The sequence below is a fragment of the Paenibacillus senegalensis JC66 genome (assembly GCF_000285515.1).
Lineage (GTDB): Bacteria > Bacillota > Bacilli > Paenibacillales > NBRC-103111 > Paenibacillus_L > Paenibacillus_L senegalensis.
On sequence record NZ_HE610961.1, the window covers coordinates 236,862 to 257,398 of the forward strand.

Here is a 20,537-nt window from a genome sequence, read left to right on the forward strand (position 1 = left end):
ACTCCTCAATGTTCGCGGACTTCAATGCTGTTATCCTCCTTCCGGGCAATGTTGCGATCCTCACATAGTTTCACAGCTTCACGCTCACTCGGTAGCTTCCCGGTGTGCTGGCGGTTTCGTAAGCCGCTTGAATATCATCAAGCACGTAGCTTTTCTCGATGAGCAGGGAAACGTCCACCAATTTATCATTGAGCAGGCGGGCGGAGTCCATAAAATCAGCCATATCTGCTCCGTACGTACCGATTAGCTCCATTTTTCTATAGTGGATACTGTTCGAATCGACGCGAAGCTCAGGCGCAGGGTATCCCGCAGCAAACAACAGCACTCTCCCGTTCCACTTCTTGACCATCTCAATCGCCTGATCATTAGCGATCGTAGCCCCAACCGCGATAATGACTGCATCCGTCCCATGGCCGCCCGACCACTTCCGGACCGCCTGTACAGGATCCTCTTCATGGGCGCGAATGACATCGAAGCCCATCGCCTCAGCCGTCTTAATTTTTTTGTCCATTATTTCTGTAATGATGACTCGAGCGCCATAGGCCCTAGCTGCCTGAGCGTTAACCAGTCCCATCGTGCCCGCGCCGATAATGGCTACCGTCTCCATAGGGGAAAGCCGCAGCTTGCGAAGGCCTTTCACCACCGTTGCCAGCGGCTCCAGGAACGCAGCTTCGCCAGGAGACAGCTCGGGGTTCATCTTGACAAGTGATTTGGCATCTCTGACGTAATAATCGGAGAATCCGAAGTCGCCATAGTAGCCGTCCTCTGTTGGCGCTCCCGACATTTGCTTGCACTCTCCGGTTAAGCCAACTTTACAAGCGTCACAAATCCCGCAATAGCCATAAGCGATGCCCACCCGATCGCCAGGCATCAGATCATCACCGACAGCACTGCCTTTAGCGATGATCTGGCCGGAGCACTCGTGACCGCCGGCCATCGGATAAGGCTGATGCTCCCTCAAGCCCATCCATTGGCCGTAATCAGTCGTGCAAATATTGCAGGCCTCATGCTTGATCAGAACCTGATGATCCTTCAACTCGGGCAGCATACGCTCCCTAACTTCCGCCTGCCCCGCCTTAACCAGTACCGCAAATCTCATCTTGTCGGTCATCTTCTCCACTCCTTCGCTCTCTTTATAAATTTACTGTGCCGACTGCAAAATCTTGATGATATCTGTGACCGTAAGCCGCGCAAAGTGCCCGATTGTCCTGCCTGGTTCCGGGCAGCAGCGCCAGGCGATTTCCTCGATGCGGCTGCTGTCGATGCCCGCCTCGGACAATCGGACAGGAAGACCCGCCTCTCCAAAAAACCTTTCCGTCCGCTCGATGCCCTTGAGAGCGGTCCGCTCTCGGTCTCCATCCTCCGCAACATCCCATACCTCAGCTGCATATCGGCAAAAACGGTCGAGATCGGAACGGTACAAATGTTTCATCCAGGCAGGAAATACAATAGATAGTGCCGCACCGTGAGCGATATCGTACAAGGCCCCCAGCTCATGCGCAATAAGATGTGATGCCCAATCTTCTTCCCTGCCGGTGCCGAGCAATCCATTATGGGCGATCGTACCCGCCCACATAATTTCAGCGCGCGCCTCATAATGAGCAGGCTCCTTAAGCACAACGGGCAGCAGCCCTACGATTGTCCTTAACGTTGCTTCACATAGCCGGTCTGTAAACAACACATGTTTCGTACGAGTGAAATAGCGTTCGAACACGTGCGACATCATGTCCGCGCAGCCGGCTGCCGTCTGAGTCGGCGGCAGGGTGAAAGTGAATTCGGGATTAAGGATCGAGAATGCCGGGGTCAGAGCCGGATGCGTCAAAGACAGTTTGTAACCCCCAATCTCACTAGTAATTACCGACGTGCCATTGCTTTCGCTTCCCGCAGCGGGAAGGGTTAGAACCGTTCCAATCGGCAGCGCGGCGCCTACCTCTGCTTTTTTCTCGAAAAAGTCCCATACATCACCCTCATAGGCAACACCAGCCGCGCTATTGCCTTTGCCGAATCGATCACACTTCCGCCACCAACGGCCACAATAAGGTCAATCCGTTCCTCACGGCACAGTTGAATGCCTTCCCGCACAAGACCAAGCCGTGGATTCGGCTTCACTCCGGACAGCTCAACGACAGACATGCCAGCCTCACTTAGCGATTGCGTTACCCTCGCATGGGCTCCGTTCTTGCGAACACTCTCTCCGCCATAGTGCAGCAGCACTCGGCTTCCCAAAAGACGCGCTTCCGCGCCTATTGAGTGCTCAGCTCCTTTGCCAAAGATCAATTTAGTCGGATTGTGAAAAACGAAATTATTCATGGAACCGCTCCTATCATCGTTTTACGCTTTGCCCGCTGAACCGAACAGCACCATATAATGCTTCAGCGCCTCCTTGTAACCCTTGGCTCCCTCGGCAAAGGCGTCACACAGATTGATCGTCCCGGCGTTCCCGTCAAATTCACCGGCCGGCTCAACACTACCCGCGGTTGCAGCGGCATCAGCTTCCGCATCTGACCGCATGTCAACCAGATAATTCCTCATGAAGCCGATGCCCCGATTACTCAGGTCAGTGAATAGATTCACCTTCTGGATACCGGTCTTAACTGCCCTTCTCAGGTTATCATCTCCTGTTCCGGAGCCTCCATGGAGAACTAGCGGAATGTTAATTTTCCGATGCATGGCAGCCAGCCGATCGAATTCAATGCGCGGCTCACCCTTGTAGGAGCCATGGGACGTACCTACAGCGACAGCCAGACAGTCAATGTCCGTCTCCTTCACGAATCGCACAGCTTCGTCAGGATCCGTCAGAGCGCCATCTCTTGTCTTGTCGTACTCATAGCCCATCCCAACGTGCCCCAATTCCGCCTCAACAGACACGCCGACGGCGTGGGCCGCTTGGACGATCTCCTTGACCTGGGTTACATTGTATTCGTATGGCAGGGTCGAACGGTCCGCCATGACGGAAGTGAATCCGGCCTTGATCGCCCTGATTGCCTCCTCATATGTGGAGCCATGGTCCAGATTGAGCGCAACCGCCACTTCGGGATATCGCTTGTCAAAAAAACGGGTCAACTCCGCGATCAGTTCGATATCGTGAACTCCCGCGCAATCGATGATGACGGGAGATTTCAACTCGCTTGCCGCCTTAAAGGCCGCCTCTACCGTCTCCACATTGAACGTGTTGGGGGCGGCGACCGCATACTTTTCCGCTTTTGCCCGATCTAGCATTTGTCTCATGGAAACCAGCATATTCGTTTCTCTCCTGTCCGAATGGATTTACGTCCGTGTCTGTCAGAACAGCCCGATCAGCGAACCAATCAGGCTTCCCGCTACCAAAATCAGAAGAATGTAGTTGATTTTGTGCCCTTTGTTTTTCAAATACCAGTAAATGCCGAAGATAACCGCCAACGGCAGAAGTCCTGGTGCAATGCTGTCCAGCAAATTCTGCACAGCCAGCGGCTCCGCTCCGGTTTGAAATTCAAGCGGGATCGTCAGCTTAACGAAGTTGGCGGAAAGCGCTCCCATCATGAACAACCCCAAAATGCTGGCTCCCATAATCAACTCTTTGACCCACCCGCTTTGCAAAATCGACTTGACCGATTCCCGACCGAGAGCATATCCCAGGTTCCACAGCATGTATCCTTCCGCCAGCGTGATAATGGTAAATAGGAACGGAATAATCGCCCCAAGCGGGCTGCCGCTGGTCGCGAACGATACACCCAAAGCATAGATGATCGCCTTAAGCGTTCCCCAGTCTATCGTATCTCCGATGCCTGCCATCGGTCCCATCAGACCGGTTTTGACGCCAGTAATCGCGTTGTCCGGCACGTCCTTCTCCTTCGCCTTGCGCTCCTCCATCGCGATCGTAATACCGTGGATCAGCGTTCCCCATATTGCCTGAGTATTGAAAAAATTCAGATGACGCTTGAGCGCCTCGCTCAACTCTTCCTTCGTCCGGTACAATTTCTTTAGAATGGGAGTCATCGCGGCGCAAAAAGCGAGCGATTGCATCCGCTCGTAAGAGTTGGACACTTCACAAATGAGATACCACAACAAAAATGACTTGTTAACGTCGCGCTTGCCGAGCAGCGGCTTGTTCGTCTCCGGGCGGACATCGGAAGCCCCGGTGCCTGCTGGTTGAACCGGCGTGTTCATTTCTGCGCTCATACCGCTTCCCCCTCTTTCTCCCGTCGCATGAATACCATGAGCAGTGCAATACAGGTGCCGAAGATTGCCGCAGCCATTATATTGATCTGCAAATATTTCACAGCGAAAAAGCCGAGGATGAAGAATGGGATCAGCTTATTTTTACCGATAATGAAAATCGTAATAGCGAAACCAAGCGCTGGCAGCACTCCCCCAGCCACGCTCATTCCATGCATTATCCAGTCCGGTACCTTGTCAATGAACGACTCGACAACAGCAGCGCCGTACAGGTTGGCTGCAAAAACCGGGGGGAACCGGAGAATAAGGCCGAGAATCATCGGATAGAGCAATGCACAAAACCAGATGCCGCGTATATTGCAAACCGCCGCATGTTTATCAGCCCAGTGCACAAAGAACGCATTGACGGTACGCCGGATCTGATCCAGAAATACGCCAAGGATACCAAAGGGGACGGCGAGCACAACCGCCATCTCAGGAGTCATTCCCGTCTGCATCGCAATCGGTATCGCGATTACCCCGGCCAATGCTTCATCAGCGGGAATATTCGCCCCTGCCGCTACCATGCCCAAATAAACAAGCTCGATAGCTGCACCGATCATCATCGCTTTGGGCACGTCTCCCATAATCAGTCCGATTGGAAGCGCCATAACAACCGGCTGACACAACACTGCGTGAAAGGTATATCCAAAGGCGCTCCGGCAAAACCAATACCAAAGGCCGGTAAATAGAGCCAATCCCAGCATCACTGATCATCACCCGCCTAAAAGTTTTTGACGACCTTATCGAAGTCGATTTTTGATTCTTCCGGAATAATATGGATGTATATATCTACTTGCCGGGACCGCATCCCCTTGAGCTGACGCACATCTTCAGCATCGAAAGAAACCGCCTTCGAAACCGTGGTTCGTCCAGGCGCGCTCGCGAGGCCTCCAATCTGCAGAGTCCGGATCGGAAATCCACCATCAAATGCACGATAGCAGGAATCAACGCCCTTGAACAGCACGAGAATGTCTCCTTCCCCAAGTTCGTCCTCCTTCCACCTCTGCAAAGCGCGTTCGACGCTGTAAATTTCGACCGCTATGCCTTGCGGGGCGGCCATAACGAAAATGTCGGACATGAACGGATCGGCCTCCAGCTCATCGTCAACGATAACAATGCGAGAAGCTCCCGACAGCTTCAGCCATTTCGTGATGACTTGGCCGTGGATCAGGCGGCTATCGATCCGGATCAATTTCAGGTCTCCAATTGTTTACGCTTTCATTTTCCTCGCTTGAAATGCTTCACGCAAATCGCGAATTCCTGCTCTCCCCGCCTCCAGGCAGCGTTCCTTAAGCTCCACAAGATCGCATTCCTCGCGGAATTCGAGTGCTTCGACCAACATCGCCATGTTAACCCCTGTTAGACATTGGAAATCAGTTTCGCGCATATTGGCAGCTGTAATGTTGCTTGGACTGCCGCCGAATAAGTCAATCAGCACCAGCACACCCTCGCCTTGATCGAGAGCACAGATACGCTCCGCTACATTTTTCCGTAATACTTGCACATCGTCTCCATGCTGCAGAGTCAAAGCCTCAGCCTGCTCGAACGGTCCAACGATGAGCTCAGCACTTCTCAGCAACTCTGCTCCGAAATTTCCATGCGTCACCAACAAGAGGCCGATCACATCTTTCACCTTCCTTTCCGTTGTTATTGAGGAACTATTTTGTTGTGCACACAGCAGGGTAATTAATTTGTATGTTTGTGTGTACAATTAAACAGTACATCCTTTCCTTCTCCCTGTCAACAAAAATAAATGCTGTAATATTAATGATTATTGGAGAATAAAATTACTTGGATAGCGCTGTTTTACACACTTGAAATCTTGGGATTTGTAATTATATTAGTTTTATTTGTATATTTGTATATACATGAAATTGGTGCTATAATACAAACAAACCTTTGATAATTTTAGGAGGACTGATAATGAACCGCATGACTGAACTGACACATAAAGAACCAAGATCAAGCGACAAGCTGCCAGAGCCGGTTGAGAGCGCACTGCAGAAGGTGACAAAGCGAAATCCGCTTCCCTTGTACCACCAGCTTCTTCAGGCGATGCAATCGGTTTTGGAGGAAAACTTACTGGAGTCTGGCAGTTTTTTTGCCACCGAGCTCCTTATCCAGGAATTCACAGGGATCAGCCGGGCGACGATCCGCAAAGCACTGGAAGAACTAGTTCGCCAAGGGCAACTGATCCGCATCACAGGCCGCGGTACCTTCGTCAGCGTCAAGATTCCAGAAGACCACATCATGCTTCCGCGGCTCAAAAGCCTGACCCAGGATTTGATCGACAGAGGGATGAGGCCGGGAACGATCGTTGTTCTCTCTTCCGTAATCGATCCGCCGCCGCACGTTCGCAGCAAACTGCAAACAGAGGGAAAGGTATTAATGACTCATCGCATTCGGACGGGCAACGATGTCCCGATCCTGTACCTGGTCAGCTATATTCCGTTAAGTATCGGGCTTAATCCGGACGAGGCGTTACCGGACTCACTGTATACTTTGCTTGAGCGCCACAGCAGGGAGGTTGTTTCCGCCGTTCATACGATTCGCGCGGTACTGATTGATGAAGAGATCGCCGGACATTTAGGCGTTGAATCGAAATCTGCCGGCTTCTCAATGGAGCGCACGAATTATGACGCGAACGACATTCCTGTACTTTACGAGGAAGGTATATTTCGCGGGGATTTGTTCAGCTATACGATTAGGATGCATAACGGAACCGCCACCTAATTGGGCCGAAGGAAAGGGTTGAGGGGCATGAAACCTGTCATTTGCCTGGATATGGACGCGGTTATCGCAGATTTGTTCACTGAATGGTTTGCGCGCTATAACCGGGATTACGGCGACGATCTTACTGTGGAACGCGCTTATACTTGGGATGCGCCAAGCTATGTGAAGGAGGAATGCGGGGACAAAATCTTGGATTATCTTCACGAACCAGGATTATTTCTGAGTCTGAAGCCGTTTCCTGATGCCATCGAAGTGCTTGGGCGGCTGAACCTTGATTACGAGTTGTTTCTCGTGACAGCCCCCCCATCACTGTCATCGCTGGCAGAGAAGGTGCAGTGGGTCGCGGCATATCTGCCCTTCATTGGCCAGGAAAGACTGATCTTCTCCCACCGCAAGGATATGATTCGGGGGGATTTGCTATTTGATGACGCACCCGACAATCTGCTTGGGTTTCAAAACACAGGCAGAGTGGCGGTGGCTATGGATTATCCGTATAATCGGCATATCGATTGCCACCGTGTTCAATCCTGGCTCGAGTTTGAAAGCAGACTGCCGGAATGGCTGAGCCGGTAGTCCGCACCTCATTTCGAGAAGACAAACCGGCACGCTTTAAGTCTATCCAAACATTTTTCCCCCTAGATCTTCATACGCTGCCGCATGCCGCTGCCCTTGTCGGCAGGCTTGGCGATCCGTTCCAGCATACTTTCTCCATATACCGACTTAAGCTCCAGTTCCGGCATATGGATGTAACCGATATAGCAGTCGCAGCAAGCGAGCCTGCAGGGCCTTTGCCGGGCAAGTCCTTCCAGGCCGCTGCGATACAGATTGCCAATGACGGTGCGGTCCTTGTAACAGCGCTTGACAAGACCATTACCTTGCACGTAGAACACCGAATGACCGGTTTCACACGGTTTTCCATAGCTATCATAATCGTTCACATTAAGGTCAAAATGAGGGTCGATCAAGCGGAGCTGCTCTTTGTCCGCTTCCGAATAATAGTTTTTGGCATCCTTAAAAGCATTCACCCACAGGTAAACGTCTTCCGGCAGCTTGCGGCGTAATGAGTTTATGGCCGCGAAGGCGCTTCTCACCCCGACGGAACCGACGCTGAACGGAATGTTCTTCCCATAGAGAAACATGCACTGCTTCAAGAAAGCCGCCTCGCTGGTCTCACCCGGATGATAAGTGGCCCAGAATGCTGCTTTTCGCGGATTCAACCGCTCCGTCCAATCCAACTTGACAGACAGATTGGTTTGGATCGCAACCTTGTCAATATGCGCCATATGCGATAATTCCGTCATGGCCTCCCGGTACCAGCGGTGAACCAAGCCTTCCCCATAAGGATTGAAGAAAACAGAGAGCCGGTTGCCGCCCGCCTCCTGCTCCCGCACCCAGTCCATGAAGCGGGCTAATTGGGTGCGGTCCTTAGCAAGCGTCTCGGCATTGTCTTTATTTTTGCTGAACGGACAGTAGGGGCAATCGTAATTGCAGGAGGACAAGCTCCCGCGATAATAGAGGGTAGCTCTCATAAATGCACGAACGCCTCCATTCGTTCACGAATCCTTTCCGAGATAAGCCAGTCTCCGATCGCATCGGAGTGGGCAAGGCCTTCAGCGGTCAAGCGGATGATCCCGCCCGCAGCTTCCGCCAGCCCGCCTAGCACAAGCCATTCCAATTCGGGATGATCCTCCAGCAGCCCTTTTCCGAAGCGGGCCGTGTAATCGGCTGAAGACAAGCCCTCCCTATGCAAAATAGCTTTGATGATGAACCGCCGTTTTTGTTCCGCTTCATTCAGCACAATTCCGTAGTCGGCTTCATCATAGCACTTGGCGGACACGTAATCGGCAATAATGCTCGCCGTTGCACGCTTACTGACCGCATAGCGGGAAGCATAATGAACGCGGCGCGTATAGGAGCGGGCCCCGCAGCCGAGTCCGATCATCCCTTCTTCCTGGCAGCTGTACGGCAGCAGTGTTTTGGTGAGCGAAGCATCCTGCTTGGCGAAACGCCGCATCGACTGCTGCTCATACCCCGCTGACAGCAGCCTGTCCCGTCCCGCGACATAACAAGCCATGCGTAAATCTTCTCCTTGCGCCTCAATCTGCTCCGGGCGCACAATTGTATGCTCCCGGGTATACAGCGGATATAGGAAGATTTCCTCCGGCTCGTAAGCGAGCGCCCGCTCCAGTGAATATAGCCAGGATGCCACTGTCTGACCGGGCAGCCCGTAGATCAAATCCAGATTCAACACCGGGAAGCCGGCCTCCCTCAAAAGCTCCAGAGCCCGCTCCACCTCCTGAGGCTTCTGAGGACGATAGATCGCATTTGCTTCCGCCTCTATAAAGCTCTGAATTCCCATGCTAACGCGGTCGGTCCTGTACGCTTTCAATATTTCAAGCCGCGAATCGGTCACCGTTTCAGGCGATGTTTCCACCGAAATAGACACCTTATCCGCATTCATGCCCATCGTGTTCTCAGCGATTTCAAACAATCGCTGCAGCAAGGCAGGCTCAAGCAAAGTCGGCGTCCCTCCGCCAATCGCAAAGCGGGCCAGCGGTTTATGCGAAACGTATGGCGCCCACTGCTCGGCCTGCCTCTGAAGCGCATCCACATACTGTTCATGGGCACTCGTTCTTTTGTCCGGAAGGGTAAATAAATTGCAAAAGCCGCAGCGGGCCCCGCAAAATGGAATATGCATGTACAAAAAAAACGTCTCCGCCGTCTCTTCTCGCCAAAGATCAGAGAGCTTAAGCGGAGCGGGGAAAGGCCTGTAAGCTGTTTTATGGGGATAGGAATACAGATACGCCCGGTACGGATTAGCCAGCAGCTGCTGCTTCCAGCTCGCGATCTGTTCTTCTTCACCAGGCTCCAGCTTCCTGCGGGGGATCAGCGAATCCATCATGGTGGCTTTCCCTCCTTCCGTCATAGAAAAAATTCCCGATAAGGCACGTTCATCACAACTTCGTGAGCCAAGCGATGGCCCTCGTAGCCGTCTTCCCCGTAAGCGGTGCCGTGATCCGAGAAAGCCATGCAAAACACCGGACGTTTACGCTTTCTCATTGCTGTAAACAGCCTGCCAAGCTCGCCATCCACATAACGGAGCGCAGCTCGCTGTGTTTCCACGGAGTCCTTCTTCGCACCCGGCACGAAATAATGGTTCGGCCCGTGGATTGCCGACACATTCATAAACAGAAAAAGCCTCTCGTCTTGCGCGATGCCCTCCAGCAGCTGCAGGGCATGATTGACCTGATGTTCCGTAGAACGCGGATTAGTCACCCCGAACGTCATGCGCCAGTAGCTTTGCTGAAAGTAACCGGGCAGAACGCGGGCCAAAGGCACTTTCTTGGTGAAAAACACTACCCCTCCAATACAGATGGTCCGGTACCCCTCGTTCGCTAAGCCGGAAACGATGTCCGGCGCGTCGAACAGCCACGTATCGGGGTGCGTGTTAAGACCTGTGTTTTTGGAATGAAAGAGCCGGACATGCGTCGATTTGTCTGTCGTGGCCGGCGTCGGCAAAAAACCGCCAAAAAAAGCATGGTGCGCGGCATAAGTAAAGCTTCCCGGCGTGTGCCGCTTCTCCCATCCCCCGCCTCCGCAAAGATTAGGGCAGTTCGCCTCCTCCATGATGGCAGCATCATAGCGCAGCGTGTCCAGGGTGATCATCAATAAGTCGTGACTGCCCACAACCTCATTCATATTTGGCATAACATTTTCATCTCCCACTCGTATGTATCCCACCCTTGGTAGGTGACATCATACAATAAATCGCCGAAAGGATTCACATCGACAACATAGGGGCGGTTAGCATGGCGGCTCAACACAACATCTACACCTGCAGTATTAGCGTGAGGAAAAGCACGGACAGCTTGCTCCGCACATTGTTTGACCTCATCAAGAACACTTGCGGACAGCCCCCATTCCTCCGGGGACATCCGCTTACTGCGCAGGTGCAGATTGGTAATCGGACTGCGGCTGATGCGGACAACACTGTGACAGGCTCGGCCGCCTACTACAAGCTGGCGAATATCAAACACCTGATCACCGCGCCCGGCTTTCGCTATCCAGCGCTCTACCTGCGCTCCGTGGCTCAAGAGCCAATCAATCATCAGTTGCAGCACAGGGGTGTCTTCATACTTTTGCAGCTTTTTCGTACTGAAAAAAAAGTTCGGCCGGGTACTCGAACTGCTCACATTCAAAGTGGTTACCGCCAGCTGCTTGCCCGTCACCGGATTGATTTGAAAAGCCATTACCCCGCAAGCCCCCGCCCCGACCGCAAGCTTAATGAACACGCGGTGCATCCGCTCCTTAAGCATTCGCTCACATAATGTTACGTAGTCGGGAATATCTGCAGGATCAGCGAGCCGAGGCGGCACAGGGACACCCGCATTCGTCAGGACGCGATAGGTGAGCCGCTTGTCCATCATATGCAGGATGGCTGAAGGGGAATTCCACCAGCGAGCTTGCGGCCATCCGCCAGTTACTTCCCGTTCCAATTCACCAAGAAAACGGCTAAAGCCATGAAACCATTGGGAAGGATGGTGCAAATAACCGGGCTGCTCTTCTAATTTCAGCGCCTCTTGTCTGGATAAAAAAGAGTGCCGGGCCGCGGTTCGGAGCCAATTTGACATTTCGGCCCAGCACTTATTATCGAGGTAATTCCCGGCATAGGGTGTACCGGGGCCAACTGACTCAACCGGTTCCCTGCGTGCACTAAGGCCACTCGGAGCACCGGGATTACTTGGAGCAGCTGGCATCTCCGATGCATCCGCTGCTCCAAGGGCAATCAAGGACCGCTCTACTGCAAATTGTTCGCCAGGAGAGTCCAACCGCAGCAGGATACGGTCATCCCTTTCAAATCCGTGCTGAAGCAGCGTATCACTAAGTGTTACTCGGCCTTCCAGCAAATCAAGATAGGAAATTTCTATAACTGCGGGAAGCCCGAATCTTTCCCTGGCTCGCCTGAGCCCTGAAGTCCGTTTATTATGTAGATTTCCTATTAAAACCAATGGACCATACATCGTGTTATTCCGTCAGGAAAGGATAGCGATACTCTTCTTCCTCTTCCTCCTGCTGTTCGCTTACATCAACGTTTAAGCCGGATTTCTTCCAGCGGTTCACCATTTTATCGGACATGTAGTGATACTTCAGATCAAGGAATTCCAGCTTCCTGATCTTCTCGCTTTGCAGCAAAGCTTCCCCGCCTTTATCAGTCAAGACTCCAAGCGACAAATCGAGAGTATGCAGCTGCTCCAGGATCGGGTGTTCGGCAATCGCAATAGCAATCTCGTCTTGGATAATACTGTCCTTCAGACCCAGATAGCGCAGCTGAGGGAATCGGCCCGGTTCAATCAGTTTCATCACATCGTCCAGCGTACCGTTAAACCCGTAATCTTCCACACCCAAGTAGAGCTCCAATTTTTTTAGACTTGGAAAATGCCCTTCGCTAATAGCGGAAAGCACTTGTTTGTCCAGACCTCCGCATATAATAATAAGCTCTTCCAGCTTATCATGACGGGCCGGGTCAAGCTCTAATCCTGTGCTCCCTTTGATCGTCAATGAAGTGAGTTCCGGAAAGGCATCCAGGATCGGTCCCAGATTCGATTGCATAATCCAGGAAACCTCACATTCATCAAATTCCATATCTCCGATAAATAGCTCGCGGAGCTTGGGAAATTGGTCCTTAAGGCGAATCAAAGTAGCGACAATTTCGCTGGAATCATTTTCATAAGATCCTCCCCAATCTCCAATAACCAGCCGGGTCAGTTCTTGGCTTTGTGAACTTGCAGCAAGCTGCTCCAAGCCTTCAGTCATGGTCTTGCCTGATTCATATGCTTCATAATCGATGACGAGCTTGATTTCGGACATACTCCCAACTCCTTGACCTATTAAGTATGAATAATTTTCCTATATTGGCCTATAGTTTATGATGGTTGTAAGGTTTGGTCAAGGTGCTAGAGCGTTTTTTTACAAGAATGTCTACAATGTTCTGGCCTTAGCTCCGCATAATCTTAACAAACAGGCAGTCTGGCCTGGGCGATGACTTCTTTGGCCAGAATTTCCGTCGGATTAATAATGTGCAGCTGCTCCGATGTGCTCAGTACAATAGGAACTTCCGTGCAGCCGGCTATAACCACTTCTGCCCCGGCGGCTGCAAGCGAGTTTGCCGCTTCTGCCAGCAAACTTACTCCCATCTCCAGATCACCGATTTTTACTGCATAAATGCCTTGCATTACATGCTGCTGCACGGCAGGCTCGGGCACCACTGCATCTATTTCTCGCGAAGCCAGCAAGTCTTGATACAGTCTGGATTGCAGCGTCCCATCAGTGGCCAGCAAACCGGCCTTTTTCACTCCGCGCTTCTCCAAATGAGCAACGGTCTGCCGCGGCATATGCAGAATGGGAATGGCGACCGTCTCTTCCAGCTGCCGTACATAATAATGAGCCGTATTGCATGCTATGGCGATCAATTCAGCCCCGGCGCTCTCGAGCCGCCTGGCCGATTCTACCAGATAAGGGACAGGATCGCTGCCCCTTCCCAATATTGCAGCCGTTCGGTCCGGAATTTGCGGATATTGATCGACGATCAGATGAAGATGCTCCTGCTCCTGCCGTGCGGGTGTCTGCTGAATAATTTTGTTCATTAAGTCAACAGTCGCCAGCGGGCCCATGCCACCAATAATTCCTACTGTCCTCGATTTCGACATGTATCGTTTCCTCCCCGATCGCTGTTATAAGGCGAAGTTTTTGCGAAGCTATTGTATGCAAAACTTCCAGATCCGGGCGGTTAGCGGAAGTCAGGAGGAATTCGACGGGCTTCCCCGGTGAGAATAGCCGTTTCCACAATAGCGTGCCGGACCTTGCTGACGACCTGCTCGTTGAACAGACTCGGAATGATATACTGCTCGTTAAGCTCTGCGCCTGTCACAACCGATGCGATCGCCCGGGCTGCGGCCAGCTTCATCGGCTCATTAATCCTTCTGGCGCGGCAATCCAGAGCACCTCTGAAAACTCCCGGGAATACCAAGACATTGTTCAACTGGTTCGGGTAATCGCTTCGTCCTGTGGCGTACACTTTGACATAAGGGAGCGCATCCTCCGGAGAAATTTCCGGATCGGGATTAGCCATAGCAAACACTATGCTGTCTGCATTCATTCGCCTGACATCCTCGGAGGTTAGCACCCTTCCCCGGGATACTCCTACGAACACATCTGCCCCGGCAATCAGCTCCTGGAGGGTACCCGCCGTGCTCTCTACTTCCTCCTTTTCGGCCAACCACTGCCATACAGGATGCGAGTAATCCCCGCCACGCACAATAGCGCCGTCGCGGTCAACAGGCACTAGTCTGGTAACCCCTGCGGCGATCAGCATTTTGCATATGCTTGAGCCCGCTGCTCCTATGCCGTTAACGATGACTCTAACCTGGTCTATTCGTTTTCCAACGACCTTCAGCGCATTCAGCAATCCAGCCACAACGACAACGGCTGTACCATGCTGATCATCGTGGAAAACCGGCACATCCAGCTCTTCCGCTAATCGGTTCTCGATTTCAAAGCAGCGCGGCGAGCTGATATCTTCCAGATTGATGCCGCCAAAAATCGGACTGATCGCCTTGACGGTCCGGATAATTTCTTCCGTGTCCTGCGTGTCCAAGCAGATCGGAAAAGCATCAACGCCAGCTAGCTGCTTGAACAGCATCGCTTTTCCTTCCATAACCGGCGCAGCCGCATGCGGACCGATATCCCCGAGTCCGAGCACGGCACTGCCATCCGATACAACCGCTACGGTATTTCGCTTGATTGTCAGGGAATACGCTTTTTTCTCATCCTGCGCTATGGCCGCACATACCTTGGCGACACCAGGAGTGTACACCTTGGAAAGATCATCCCGGTTTTTTATCGGAACAGTAGGCTGGACAGAAATTTTGCCTCCGAGATGAGCCAGAAAAGTACGGTCGGATACATTTATCAAAGTTATGCCTTCCTGCTTTTTAACTGCCTCCACTATAGCGGCTTCTTCTGTATCGGCTACATCTACCGTTATATCCCGAACGGATGAATCTTTCCCGGGACGAATCAAGTCGATAGAGCTGACGTCTCCCCCTGCCCTGCTGATCACCGATGCCACATCTCCGAACGTGGCCAGTCTATGTTCCAACTCCACTCGTAAAATTATGCTCGATTGTGCCATACTGTCTCCGCCTTTGTGTATTGAGTCTGATGCTGATAAAAATTTAACTAGCCATATATCTCGTTAGGAAGCGGGGTTAAAGGCCTATTCTTCCTGAGTTTTAGTAACGATCAATCTTTGCGCTTATACCGGATTCCAGAGACGACTGATTAGGCTGTAGAAATGGCTCCGAATCGGGTAGGAGGCCATTTTGCGGCTCGGGTTGCGACACTGCTGCAGGCTAATTGTGGCGAAGGCGCTCCAGGCTTGCTCTTGTCGCATTTTCCGGATCCCAATTATATTGGGGCCCGATGATTTCCAGCGACAGGAAGCCGTCGTAGCCATTGTTGTCCAAGCTCCGTTTGAAAGCCTCTAACGGAAAGCACCCTTCACCCCAAGCCAGATGGGCGGAGGTTTTGCCGTCTCCATCCAGGAAATGTACATGCGCCAGATCCCGGCCCAAAGCGGCAGCATAACCATCGATTGTATCTCCGACAAGTGTCATCGGAACTGTATCGAGCAGTGCTTTCATTTGAGGAGAGCCGACTTCGCTAATCATCCGTTTAAGCGATGCAAGATTCGTGATGACGTTGGAACCGAAGCGCGATAAAGGCTCAAGCACAAGTATTACACCGGCCGCTTCCGCATGCCGGCACAGCTCCTCCAGCGATTCACGCGCCCGCCGCCAAGCCTCCTCCGCCGGCTCGTTAAAAAATCCATAGCCTGCAGTAACAAGCAGCATCCCGCATTCCAGAGAGTTGGCTACCTCCAGGCTTTTCTGGAAATAATCCAGACTTCTTCTACGCAGAGTATCGTTCTTAGCTGCCAGATTGATCGGATAAATGCATTGCTCCGGTGTAAAACAGACAAGCTCCAGATCACGCCGCCTGATTTCCTTAAGGAGTGCGGCCACTTCCTGATGGGTCGTATCTTCCACATATAAATGTGGAGCGCCGGCCCACAATTCAATTGCGTTCAGCCCGAGACGGACCGTTGAATCGAGGAAATAATCGAACGGGTAGCGGTGATAGTGAAAGTTCATATTGGCAATTTTGTCCATCGGTATCCTCCGTCCCATTACAGTCATAGTGGCTTTTATAAGCTGTTCCATCTTGTTGTTCTTTTTCGGTGTTCTATTTCGCTGTTCTATTTCGCTGTTCTATTTCGCTGTTCCATCTCGGCGACCTATTCCGGTGCTCCATCTCATTGCTCCCTTTTACTGCTGCCGTTTATTTGAACCTCCGCTTTTTACGGTTTTCCGTTTACAGCTCAATCTCTTTACCATGACCGAAAGCTCCATAATACCCGCAAACGCTTGTGGCAAAAGCAGTTGCTTTCTCAATTGCGCTCGTCATATCCTGGCTCTCATGATAGTGGTACAGGAAGGAGCCAATGAACGAATCGCCTGCTCCCATCGTATCCACGACCTTGGCGGGAACCGGAATCTGTTCATACCATTTGCCCTGCTCCGAAAATACCGCCGCTTGCGAGCCTCGGGTAACTCCTACCACTTTCACCCCAAGCTTATGAACGAAGCCGCATAAATCTTCAATTTCCGTGCGAGTCCAGCCGCTCCCTGAGAAGAACGCATAGGTCAGATGCGGGCAGACCAGATGCAGGTATTCCCGATTCCAGCGGTTAGCTGTCGAGAAATCGAAGGAAATTGGTTTATGCCTCAGCTTGCCGAGCTCTGGCTCCAAATCACTGTTAATGCTCGTATGAATCAGATCGAAGCCGTTAATGTACTCCAGATCAGCGTCACCCAAATTCAGCTTGAGCAGCGATTGTACCCTTACCGCCTTGTTCAAGGCCAAAAATACACGGTCTCCCTCTTCGTTGACCGAGACCGTTGCTACCCCGGTAATCCCTTTAACAACCCGCACCCTAGCAGCATCGACCTGTTCCTTTGCCAGACTGGCCAAAATATGCTCGCCGGGCTCGTCTTCCCCGATAATTCCAAGATAAGCCGCTCCAGAGGCTCCGTTCCGTCTGGCAAATACAGCCACATTCAGAGCATTGCCTCCGGGGTACATCACGCCTTGATGTTTGTAGTAGTCTACGACGCTGTCGCCGATGCCGATCAGCTTCATCCGGTTCCACCTCTCCTGTCTTTTCGAGTCATCTATCGTTGTATAGTGTTAAGCTCAGCCTTTGACTCCGCCTTCTGCTAGTCCTCTCACGAAATGCTTCTGCATAAAAATAAACAGCAGCACGAGAGGAAGCGCGGAGATTACCAGCCCGGCCATCAGCACGCCCCAATCGGTATACAGCGCGTCGCGAAACGCCAGCAGGCCGGAGGTGATCGTTTTCATAGAATTGCTGTCAATGAAGATGATGGCGAACAAGAACTCGTTCCACGTCCAGTAAGCGGTGAGCAGCACGGTGGTCCATATAATTGGCTTGCTCAGAGGAACGAAAATGCGAAAGAAAATCCCGAGACTCGAGCAACCTTCCAAATAAGCCGACTCCTCGAGCTCCTTAGGAATTTTCAGAAAAAAGGAGCGGATCAAGAGCACCGTCATGGAGATCCGAAACGCCACATATGGCAGAATAAGCGCCCAATGAGTGTCATGAATGCCCAGGTTTTGCACGAGCTTGTACAACGGGATTAAGCTGACCTGCGGCGAAAACATAAGCCCGGCAGATAGCAGGCCGAGAATGAGATATTTCCCTTTAAAGGAAAATCTCGACAGCCCGTAAGCACTAAAAGCGCTGACGAGAACGGTAATGATAACCGCGACGGTACTCACAATCACACTATTTAAAAAGTACTGGGAAACCCCCATCTCCCATGCTTTGGCATAATTCGAAAACATCCATTCATGAGGCAGCGACCAGGTGCTGCTGTAAATTTCCTCTGTTTTCTTGAACGAACTCATCAGCATCCAGAACAGCGGATACGCTACGATCAGGAAATAACCGATCAGAAGGAGAGCGACCAGGCCGATTGCGGCTTTAGTTCCCAGGGCATTTTTCTTATGGGAAAGCGCCAGGTTGTCCGGCTGTGCGAAGACGGCTTTCATTGTCATCCCTCCTCATCGGTTTTGAATAGTTTAGTCTGCATTACATACAGCAAAAAGGTAATAGCCAAGATAACATTGGCGATCGCTGAAGCATAGCCCATCTCACTGTCGATAAAGGCTTTATCATACAAATAGGTACTGAGCACCTGGGAAGAATAGCCCGGCCCCCCGTTCGTCAACACAAACACGTCGGCAAAGGTCAGAAACGATTGGCTGATAACGAAAACAACCGTAACAAAGGTCATTTCCTTAACCTGGGGCACCGTAATCCGCCAGAACGATTGGATTTTGCTGCTTCCGTCTATCTTGGCCGCCTCGTACAATTCAGCGGGAATTTTCTGGATAGCTACGATATACAGCATGGTAATGTACCCGATGCCCTGCCATTGACTCATCGCTATGACCGCATAGATTGCCGTACTGCTGTTGCCGAGCCAGCCTGTTGCATATTCGCCTAGACCGATCATACCGAGGAAATGATTAAGCAAGCCGATCTGCGGATTATAAACAAAGCTGAAGAGCAGCCCGATTACGGAAACGGATATGAGCACCGGTATGAAATAAATAGTACGGAATAACGGGGACACTCTGCGAAAAATCTTGTCTTCCAGAATCGCCGCCAGAATCATTCCCCCTAAAACCTGGCAGACCAGGGAGATGATCGCGTGAAGCAAAGTGTTTTTGAGAGCCACGTAAAAAATAGCATCTTTAAACAAACGGATATAATTGTCTATTCCGTTGAAATCCCTTGTACTGGAAAAAGGGCTCCAGCTGTAAAAGCCGGAACGCAAGTTTTCAATGACCGGATAATATATAAAAATGCTAATGATGATCATGGCCGGCAAAATGTACAGATACGGAGTCGATTTCCTGTTCGTCATTACACCACACCTTCCATATGGGAGGAAGCGGAGCTGCTGCTCCGCTGCCATCAAAATCCTGCATTAGGTTGCTGGGGCCGAGCAAAGTACTACTTGGCCGAAGACCTGAGATCGCTGGCCACCGCCTGTACTTCCTTCATCACATCCTCGGGAGTTTTCTCCTCATTAAGCAGTCCCTGCATGGCCGCCATATAAGGAGTTGCTAAGCGGGAATCGGTAAGCGTGTCGACCCATTGAGCCATGGCTTCCGCCTCGATAATCTTGTTAGCGGCTTCGATCATCAGCGGGTGAGGAGAGGTCTCTTCGTTGATCGCTCCCTCTACGACGCTTACATAATTGGTTTCCGCAACGTATTTAGCGCCGTTTTCTTTGGACAGCAGGAACTTAAGAAATTTCATCGCTTCTTCCGGATGCCTGGTCTGGCTGGAGATCATAAAGCCTTCCGGAGCTCCTGTCAGTATCGTCTGATCTCCTTCCCCTCCTTCTATAGCGGGGAGCTGGAAGAAACCCCATTCAAAGGGAAGGTCTTTAAAGAAGCGGAAGCCGCTTGTTTCTTCATAAGAGATCGCAACCTGCTGGTTAATGAACATATTTCTCTCTTCTTCGAAGGAAACCGCATTCGGCTGCTCGTTCATGTAAGGAATCAGCTCCTGAAGCTTTTCCAGTGCCTGCACATAGCCCGGATGGGTAAATTCTCCTGTTGCGGCGTTGTAGTCTTTGGCAAGAACATCGGCAGGCACCATACGCGCGTTCAGGGTTGTAATGTAAGCGCCTGCAACCCAAGGAGCTTTGTTGCCCACGCCAAGCGGGATCATTTCGGTTTCTGCCTTAAGCGTTTCCAATACGTGCATAAACTCGCTCCATGTCTCAGGCTCACTTAGCCCTAGCTGGTCAAAAACCGTTTTATTATAGTAGAAAAATTTGGCGGAGGCCATGAAAGGAACGCCATAGATTTTGTCCTCATGACTGAAGGGCTCAATGGTGGAACTGATAATATTGTCCGCCCATTCCTTGTCTTCGTTATAAAAGGCCGTCAGATCCAACGCTTTGCCTTCCCTGACAAATTTCTGCCCGTACTCGCCCGCCCAGGAGAAGAAAATGTCCGGCGGATTGCTGTTGGCCAATACGACATTGATTTTTTGTTTATATTGATCGTTAAGGGCCGAGATTACATCAATCTTGATGCCCGGATTCTGGCTCTCAAAGTCTGCAATTACACTGTTGAAATACTCGTTAAACGGTTCGTTGGGCCATCTGTGGAAAAACTGCAGTGTAACCTGCTCTGTCCCCTCTTCGCCAGAAGCCCCCTGATTGCCGCTGCCACTGCCGCAGCCGGCAATCAATACGCAAGACATTACGATCCCCAATATGACGGTTAGCTTTTTTTTCATAGACTTCTACCCCTTTCGATATCTTCTGATCGATAAAAAGCGCTTACAAAATCTGCAGGAAGAAAATCGCCGCTTTCCGCCGGACTGCCCGGACGCAGGAAGATGTTTACCTTGTCCTGCGCCGAACCGACCGTAAGAGTCT

General features: G+C 51.5%; 22 protein-coding genes and 1 pseudogene. 2 read left to right on the forward strand and 21 right to left on the reverse strand.

Annotated elements, in window-relative coordinates:
- Positions 1 to 70: 70 nt before the first annotated feature.
- The 9 genes and pseudogenes from PSHG_RS31250 to PSHG_RS19710 form a co-directional block, all read right to left on the reverse strand.
- Complete coding sequence (locus tag PSHG_RS31250; protein ID WP_010276670.1) at positions 71 to 1,111, reverse strand: zinc-dependent alcohol dehydrogenase; 1,041 nt, start codon at positions 1,109 to 1,111, stop codon at positions 71 to 73.
- Positions 1,112 to 1,141: 30 nt separating this feature from the next.
- The gene (locus PSHG_RS28385) at positions 1,142 to 1,822 is read right to left on the reverse strand and encodes a hypothetical protein (RefSeq protein ID WP_454185275.1); all 681 of its coding nucleotides are present in this window, start codon (positions 1,820 to 1,822) and stop codon (positions 1,142 to 1,144) included.
- 15 nt (positions 1,823 to 1,837) lie between these two features.
- Positions 1,838 to 1,918: pseudogene (locus PSHG_RS32095) on the reverse strand (hypothetical protein); the annotation flags it as partial.
- An 8-nt stretch (positions 1,919 to 1,926) separates the two neighbouring features.
- On the reverse strand, positions 1,927 to 2,310 hold the full coding sequence (locus PSHG_RS31255) for an iron-containing alcohol dehydrogenase (protein ID WP_210436482.1): 384 nt from the start codon (positions 2,308 to 2,310) through the stop codon (positions 1,927 to 1,929).
- 21 nt (positions 2,311 to 2,331) lie between these two features.
- On the reverse strand, positions 2,332 to 3,240 hold the full coding sequence (locus PSHG_RS19690; RefSeq protein ID WP_010276673.1) for a class II fructose-bisphosphate aldolase: 909 nt from the start codon (positions 3,238 to 3,240) through the stop codon (positions 2,332 to 2,334).
- A gap of 42 nt (positions 3,241 to 3,282) precedes the next feature.
- Complete coding sequence (locus PSHG_RS19695) at positions 3,283 to 4,158, reverse strand: PTS system mannose/fructose/sorbose family transporter subunit IID (protein WP_010276676.1); 876 nt, start codon at positions 4,156 to 4,158, stop codon at positions 3,283 to 3,285.
- On the reverse strand, positions 4,155 to 4,901 hold the full coding sequence (locus PSHG_RS19700) for a PTS mannose/fructose/sorbose/N-acetylgalactosamine transporter subunit IIC (RefSeq protein WP_010276679.1): 747 nt from the start codon (positions 4,899 to 4,901) through the stop codon (positions 4,155 to 4,157). Before PSHG_RS19700 ends, PSHG_RS19695 begins: the two co-directional genes overlap by 4 nt.
- Before the next feature lie 17 nt (positions 4,902 to 4,918).
- Entirely contained in the window at positions 4,919 to 5,389 is a 471-nt protein-coding gene (locus tag PSHG_RS19705; protein WP_010276682.1) for a PTS sugar transporter subunit IIB, read from the reverse strand.
- 18 nt (positions 5,390 to 5,407) lie between these two features.
- The gene (locus tag PSHG_RS19710) at positions 5,408 to 5,908 is read right to left on the reverse strand and encodes a PTS sugar transporter subunit IIA (RefSeq protein WP_210436483.1); all 501 of its coding nucleotides are present in this window, start codon (positions 5,906 to 5,908) and stop codon (positions 5,408 to 5,410) included.
- A gap of 212 nt (positions 5,909 to 6,120) precedes the next feature.
- Between PSHG_RS19710 and PSHG_RS19715 the strand changes: the two genes are divergently transcribed.
- Together PSHG_RS19715 and PSHG_RS19720 are read left to right on the forward strand one after the other, a co-directional pair.
- On the forward strand, positions 6,121 to 6,930 hold the full coding sequence (locus PSHG_RS19715) for a GntR family transcriptional regulator (protein ID WP_010276691.1): 810 nt from the start codon (positions 6,121 to 6,123) through the stop codon (positions 6,928 to 6,930).
- 27 nt (positions 6,931 to 6,957) lie between these two features.
- On the forward strand, positions 6,958 to 7,503 hold the full coding sequence (locus PSHG_RS19720) for a 5' nucleotidase, NT5C type (protein ID WP_010276692.1): 546 nt from the start codon (positions 6,958 to 6,960) through the stop codon (positions 7,501 to 7,503).
- Between the two features lie 62 nt (positions 7,504 to 7,565).
- Here the strand turns inward: PSHG_RS19720 and PSHG_RS28390 are convergent, their stop codons facing one another.
- The 12 genes from PSHG_RS28390 to PSHG_RS19780 form a co-directional block, all read right to left on the reverse strand.
- The gene (locus tag PSHG_RS28390; RefSeq protein WP_010276695.1) at positions 7,566 to 8,459 is read right to left on the reverse strand and encodes an STM4011 family radical SAM protein; all 894 of its coding nucleotides are present in this window, start codon (positions 8,457 to 8,459) and stop codon (positions 7,566 to 7,568) included.
- On the reverse strand, positions 8,456 to 9,832 hold the full coding sequence (locus PSHG_RS19730) for an STM4012 family radical SAM protein (protein WP_010276698.1): 1,377 nt from the start codon (positions 9,830 to 9,832) through the stop codon (positions 8,456 to 8,458). The genes PSHG_RS28390 and PSHG_RS19730 overlap by 4 nt, the downstream gene beginning before the upstream one ends.
- 20 nt (positions 9,833 to 9,852) lie before the next feature.
- A complete protein-coding gene (locus PSHG_RS19735; protein ID WP_010276703.1) occupies positions 9,853 to 10,638 on the reverse strand; it encodes an STM4013/SEN3800 family hydrolase in 786 nt (261 codons plus the stop codon).
- The gene (locus tag PSHG_RS19740; protein WP_010276707.1) at positions 10,626 to 11,951 is read right to left on the reverse strand and encodes an STM4014 family protein; all 1,326 of its coding nucleotides are present in this window, start codon (positions 11,949 to 11,951) and stop codon (positions 10,626 to 10,628) included. The genes PSHG_RS19735 and PSHG_RS19740 overlap by 13 nt, the downstream gene beginning before the upstream one ends.
- A 4-nt stretch (positions 11,952 to 11,955) precedes the next feature.
- Entirely contained in the window at positions 11,956 to 12,798 is an 843-nt protein-coding gene (locus tag PSHG_RS19745; protein WP_010276711.1) for an STM4015 family protein, read from the reverse strand.
- Between the two features lie 143 nt (positions 12,799 to 12,941).
- Positions 12,942 to 13,637, reverse strand: a complete 696-nt coding sequence (cuyB, locus tag PSHG_RS19750) for a cysteate racemase (RefSeq protein WP_010276715.1) — start codon at positions 13,635 to 13,637, stop codon at positions 12,942 to 12,944.
- Between the two features lie 80 nt (positions 13,638 to 13,717).
- Complete coding sequence (locus PSHG_RS19755) at positions 13,718 to 15,121, reverse strand: NAD-dependent malic enzyme (protein WP_010276718.1); 1,404 nt, start codon at positions 15,119 to 15,121, stop codon at positions 13,718 to 13,720.
- Between the two features lie 220 nt (positions 15,122 to 15,341).
- Complete coding sequence (locus PSHG_RS19760; protein ID WP_010276721.1) at positions 15,342 to 16,160, reverse strand: sugar phosphate isomerase/epimerase family protein; 819 nt, start codon at positions 16,158 to 16,160, stop codon at positions 15,342 to 15,344.
- A 202-nt stretch (positions 16,161 to 16,362) separates the two neighbouring features.
- Positions 16,363 to 17,190: a PfkB family carbohydrate kinase gene (locus PSHG_RS19765; RefSeq protein WP_010276724.1), complete on the reverse strand. Its 828-nt coding sequence runs from the start codon at positions 17,188 to 17,190 to the stop codon at positions 16,363 to 16,365.
- A 54-nt stretch (positions 17,191 to 17,244) separates the two neighbouring features.
- The gene (locus PSHG_RS19770) at positions 17,245 to 18,123 is read right to left on the reverse strand and encodes a carbohydrate ABC transporter permease (RefSeq protein WP_010276726.1); all 879 of its coding nucleotides are present in this window, start codon (positions 18,121 to 18,123) and stop codon (positions 17,245 to 17,247) included.
- Between the two features lie 2 nt (positions 18,124 to 18,125).
- Complete coding sequence (locus PSHG_RS19775) at positions 18,126 to 19,004, reverse strand: carbohydrate ABC transporter permease (RefSeq protein ID WP_010276728.1); 879 nt, start codon at positions 19,002 to 19,004, stop codon at positions 18,126 to 18,128.
- 89 nt (positions 19,005 to 19,093) lie between these two features.
- Positions 19,094 to 20,395: an ABC transporter substrate-binding protein gene (locus PSHG_RS19780; protein WP_010276731.1), complete on the reverse strand. Its 1,302-nt coding sequence runs from the start codon at positions 20,393 to 20,395 to the stop codon at positions 19,094 to 19,096.
- Positions 20,396 to 20,537: the final 142 nt, after the last annotated feature.

What these genes read in the sequence shown, in the direction of transcription:
- PSHG_RS19695 (WP_010276676.1), bottom strand. Translation starts at nt 4,158, where the DNA reads ATGAGCGCAGAAATGAACACGCCGGTTCAACCAGCAGGCACCGGGGCT.
- PSHG_RS19690 (WP_010276673.1), bottom strand. Translation starts at nt 3,240, where the DNA reads ATGCTGGTTTCCATGAGACAAATGCTAGATCGGGCAAAAGCGGAAAAG.
- PSHG_RS19715 (WP_010276691.1), top strand. Translation starts at nt 6,121, where the DNA reads ATGAACCGCATGACTGAACTGACACATAAAGAACCAAGATCAAGCGAC.
- PSHG_RS19780 (WP_010276731.1), bottom strand. Translation starts at nt 20,395, where the DNA reads ATGAAAAAAAAGCTAACCGTCATATTGGGGATCGTAATGTCTTGCGTA.
- PSHG_RS19775 (WP_010276728.1), bottom strand. Translation starts at nt 19,004, where the DNA reads ATGACGAACAGGAAATCGACTCCGTATCTGTACATTTTGCCGGCCATG.
- PSHG_RS19745 (WP_010276711.1), bottom strand. Translation starts at nt 12,798, where the DNA reads ATGTCCGAAATCAAGCTCGTCATCGATTATGAAGCATATGAATCAGGC.
- PSHG_RS19770 (WP_010276726.1), bottom strand. Translation starts at nt 18,123, where the DNA reads ATGAAAGCCGTCTTCGCACAGCCGGACAACCTGGCGCTTTCCCATAAG.
- PSHG_RS31255 (WP_210436482.1), bottom strand. Translation starts at nt 2,310, where the DNA reads ATGAATAATTTCGTTTTTCACAATCCGACTAAATTGATCTTTGGCAAA.
- PSHG_RS19735 (WP_010276703.1), bottom strand. Translation starts at nt 10,638, where the DNA reads ATGCCAAATATGAATGAGGTTGTGGGCAGTCACGACTTATTGATGATC.
- PSHG_RS31250 (WP_010276670.1), bottom strand. Translation starts at nt 1,111, where the DNA reads ATGACCGACAAGATGAGATTTGCGGTACTGGTTAAGGCGGGGCAGGCG.
- PSHG_RS28390 (WP_010276695.1), bottom strand. Translation starts at nt 8,459, where the DNA reads ATGAGAGCTACCCTCTATTATCGCGGGAGCTTGTCCTCCTGCAATTAC.
- PSHG_RS19720 (WP_010276692.1), top strand. Translation starts at nt 6,958, where the DNA reads ATGAAACCTGTCATTTGCCTGGATATGGACGCGGTTATCGCAGATTTG.
- cuyB (WP_010276715.1), bottom strand. Translation starts at nt 13,637, where the DNA reads ATGTCGAAATCGAGGACAGTAGGAATTATTGGTGGCATGGGCCCGCTG.
- PSHG_RS19760 (WP_010276721.1), bottom strand. Translation starts at nt 16,160, where the DNA reads ATGGACAAAATTGCCAATATGAACTTTCACTATCACCGCTACCCGTTC.
- PSHG_RS19730 (WP_010276698.1), bottom strand. Translation starts at nt 9,832, where the DNA reads ATGATGGATTCGCTGATCCCCCGCAGGAAGCTGGAGCCTGGTGAAGAA.
- PSHG_RS19755 (WP_010276718.1), bottom strand. Translation starts at nt 15,121, where the DNA reads ATGGCACAATCGAGCATAATTTTACGAGTGGAGTTGGAACATAGACTG.
- PSHG_RS19740 (WP_010276707.1), bottom strand. Translation starts at nt 11,951, where the DNA reads ATGTATGGTCCATTGGTTTTAATAGGAAATCTACATAATAAACGGACT.
- PSHG_RS19765 (WP_010276724.1), bottom strand. Translation starts at nt 17,190, where the DNA reads ATGAAGCTGATCGGCATCGGCGACAGCGTCGTAGACTACTACAAACAT.
- PSHG_RS19700 (WP_010276679.1), bottom strand. Translation starts at nt 4,901, where the DNA reads ATGCTGGGATTGGCTCTATTTACCGGCCTTTGGTATTGGTTTTGCCGG.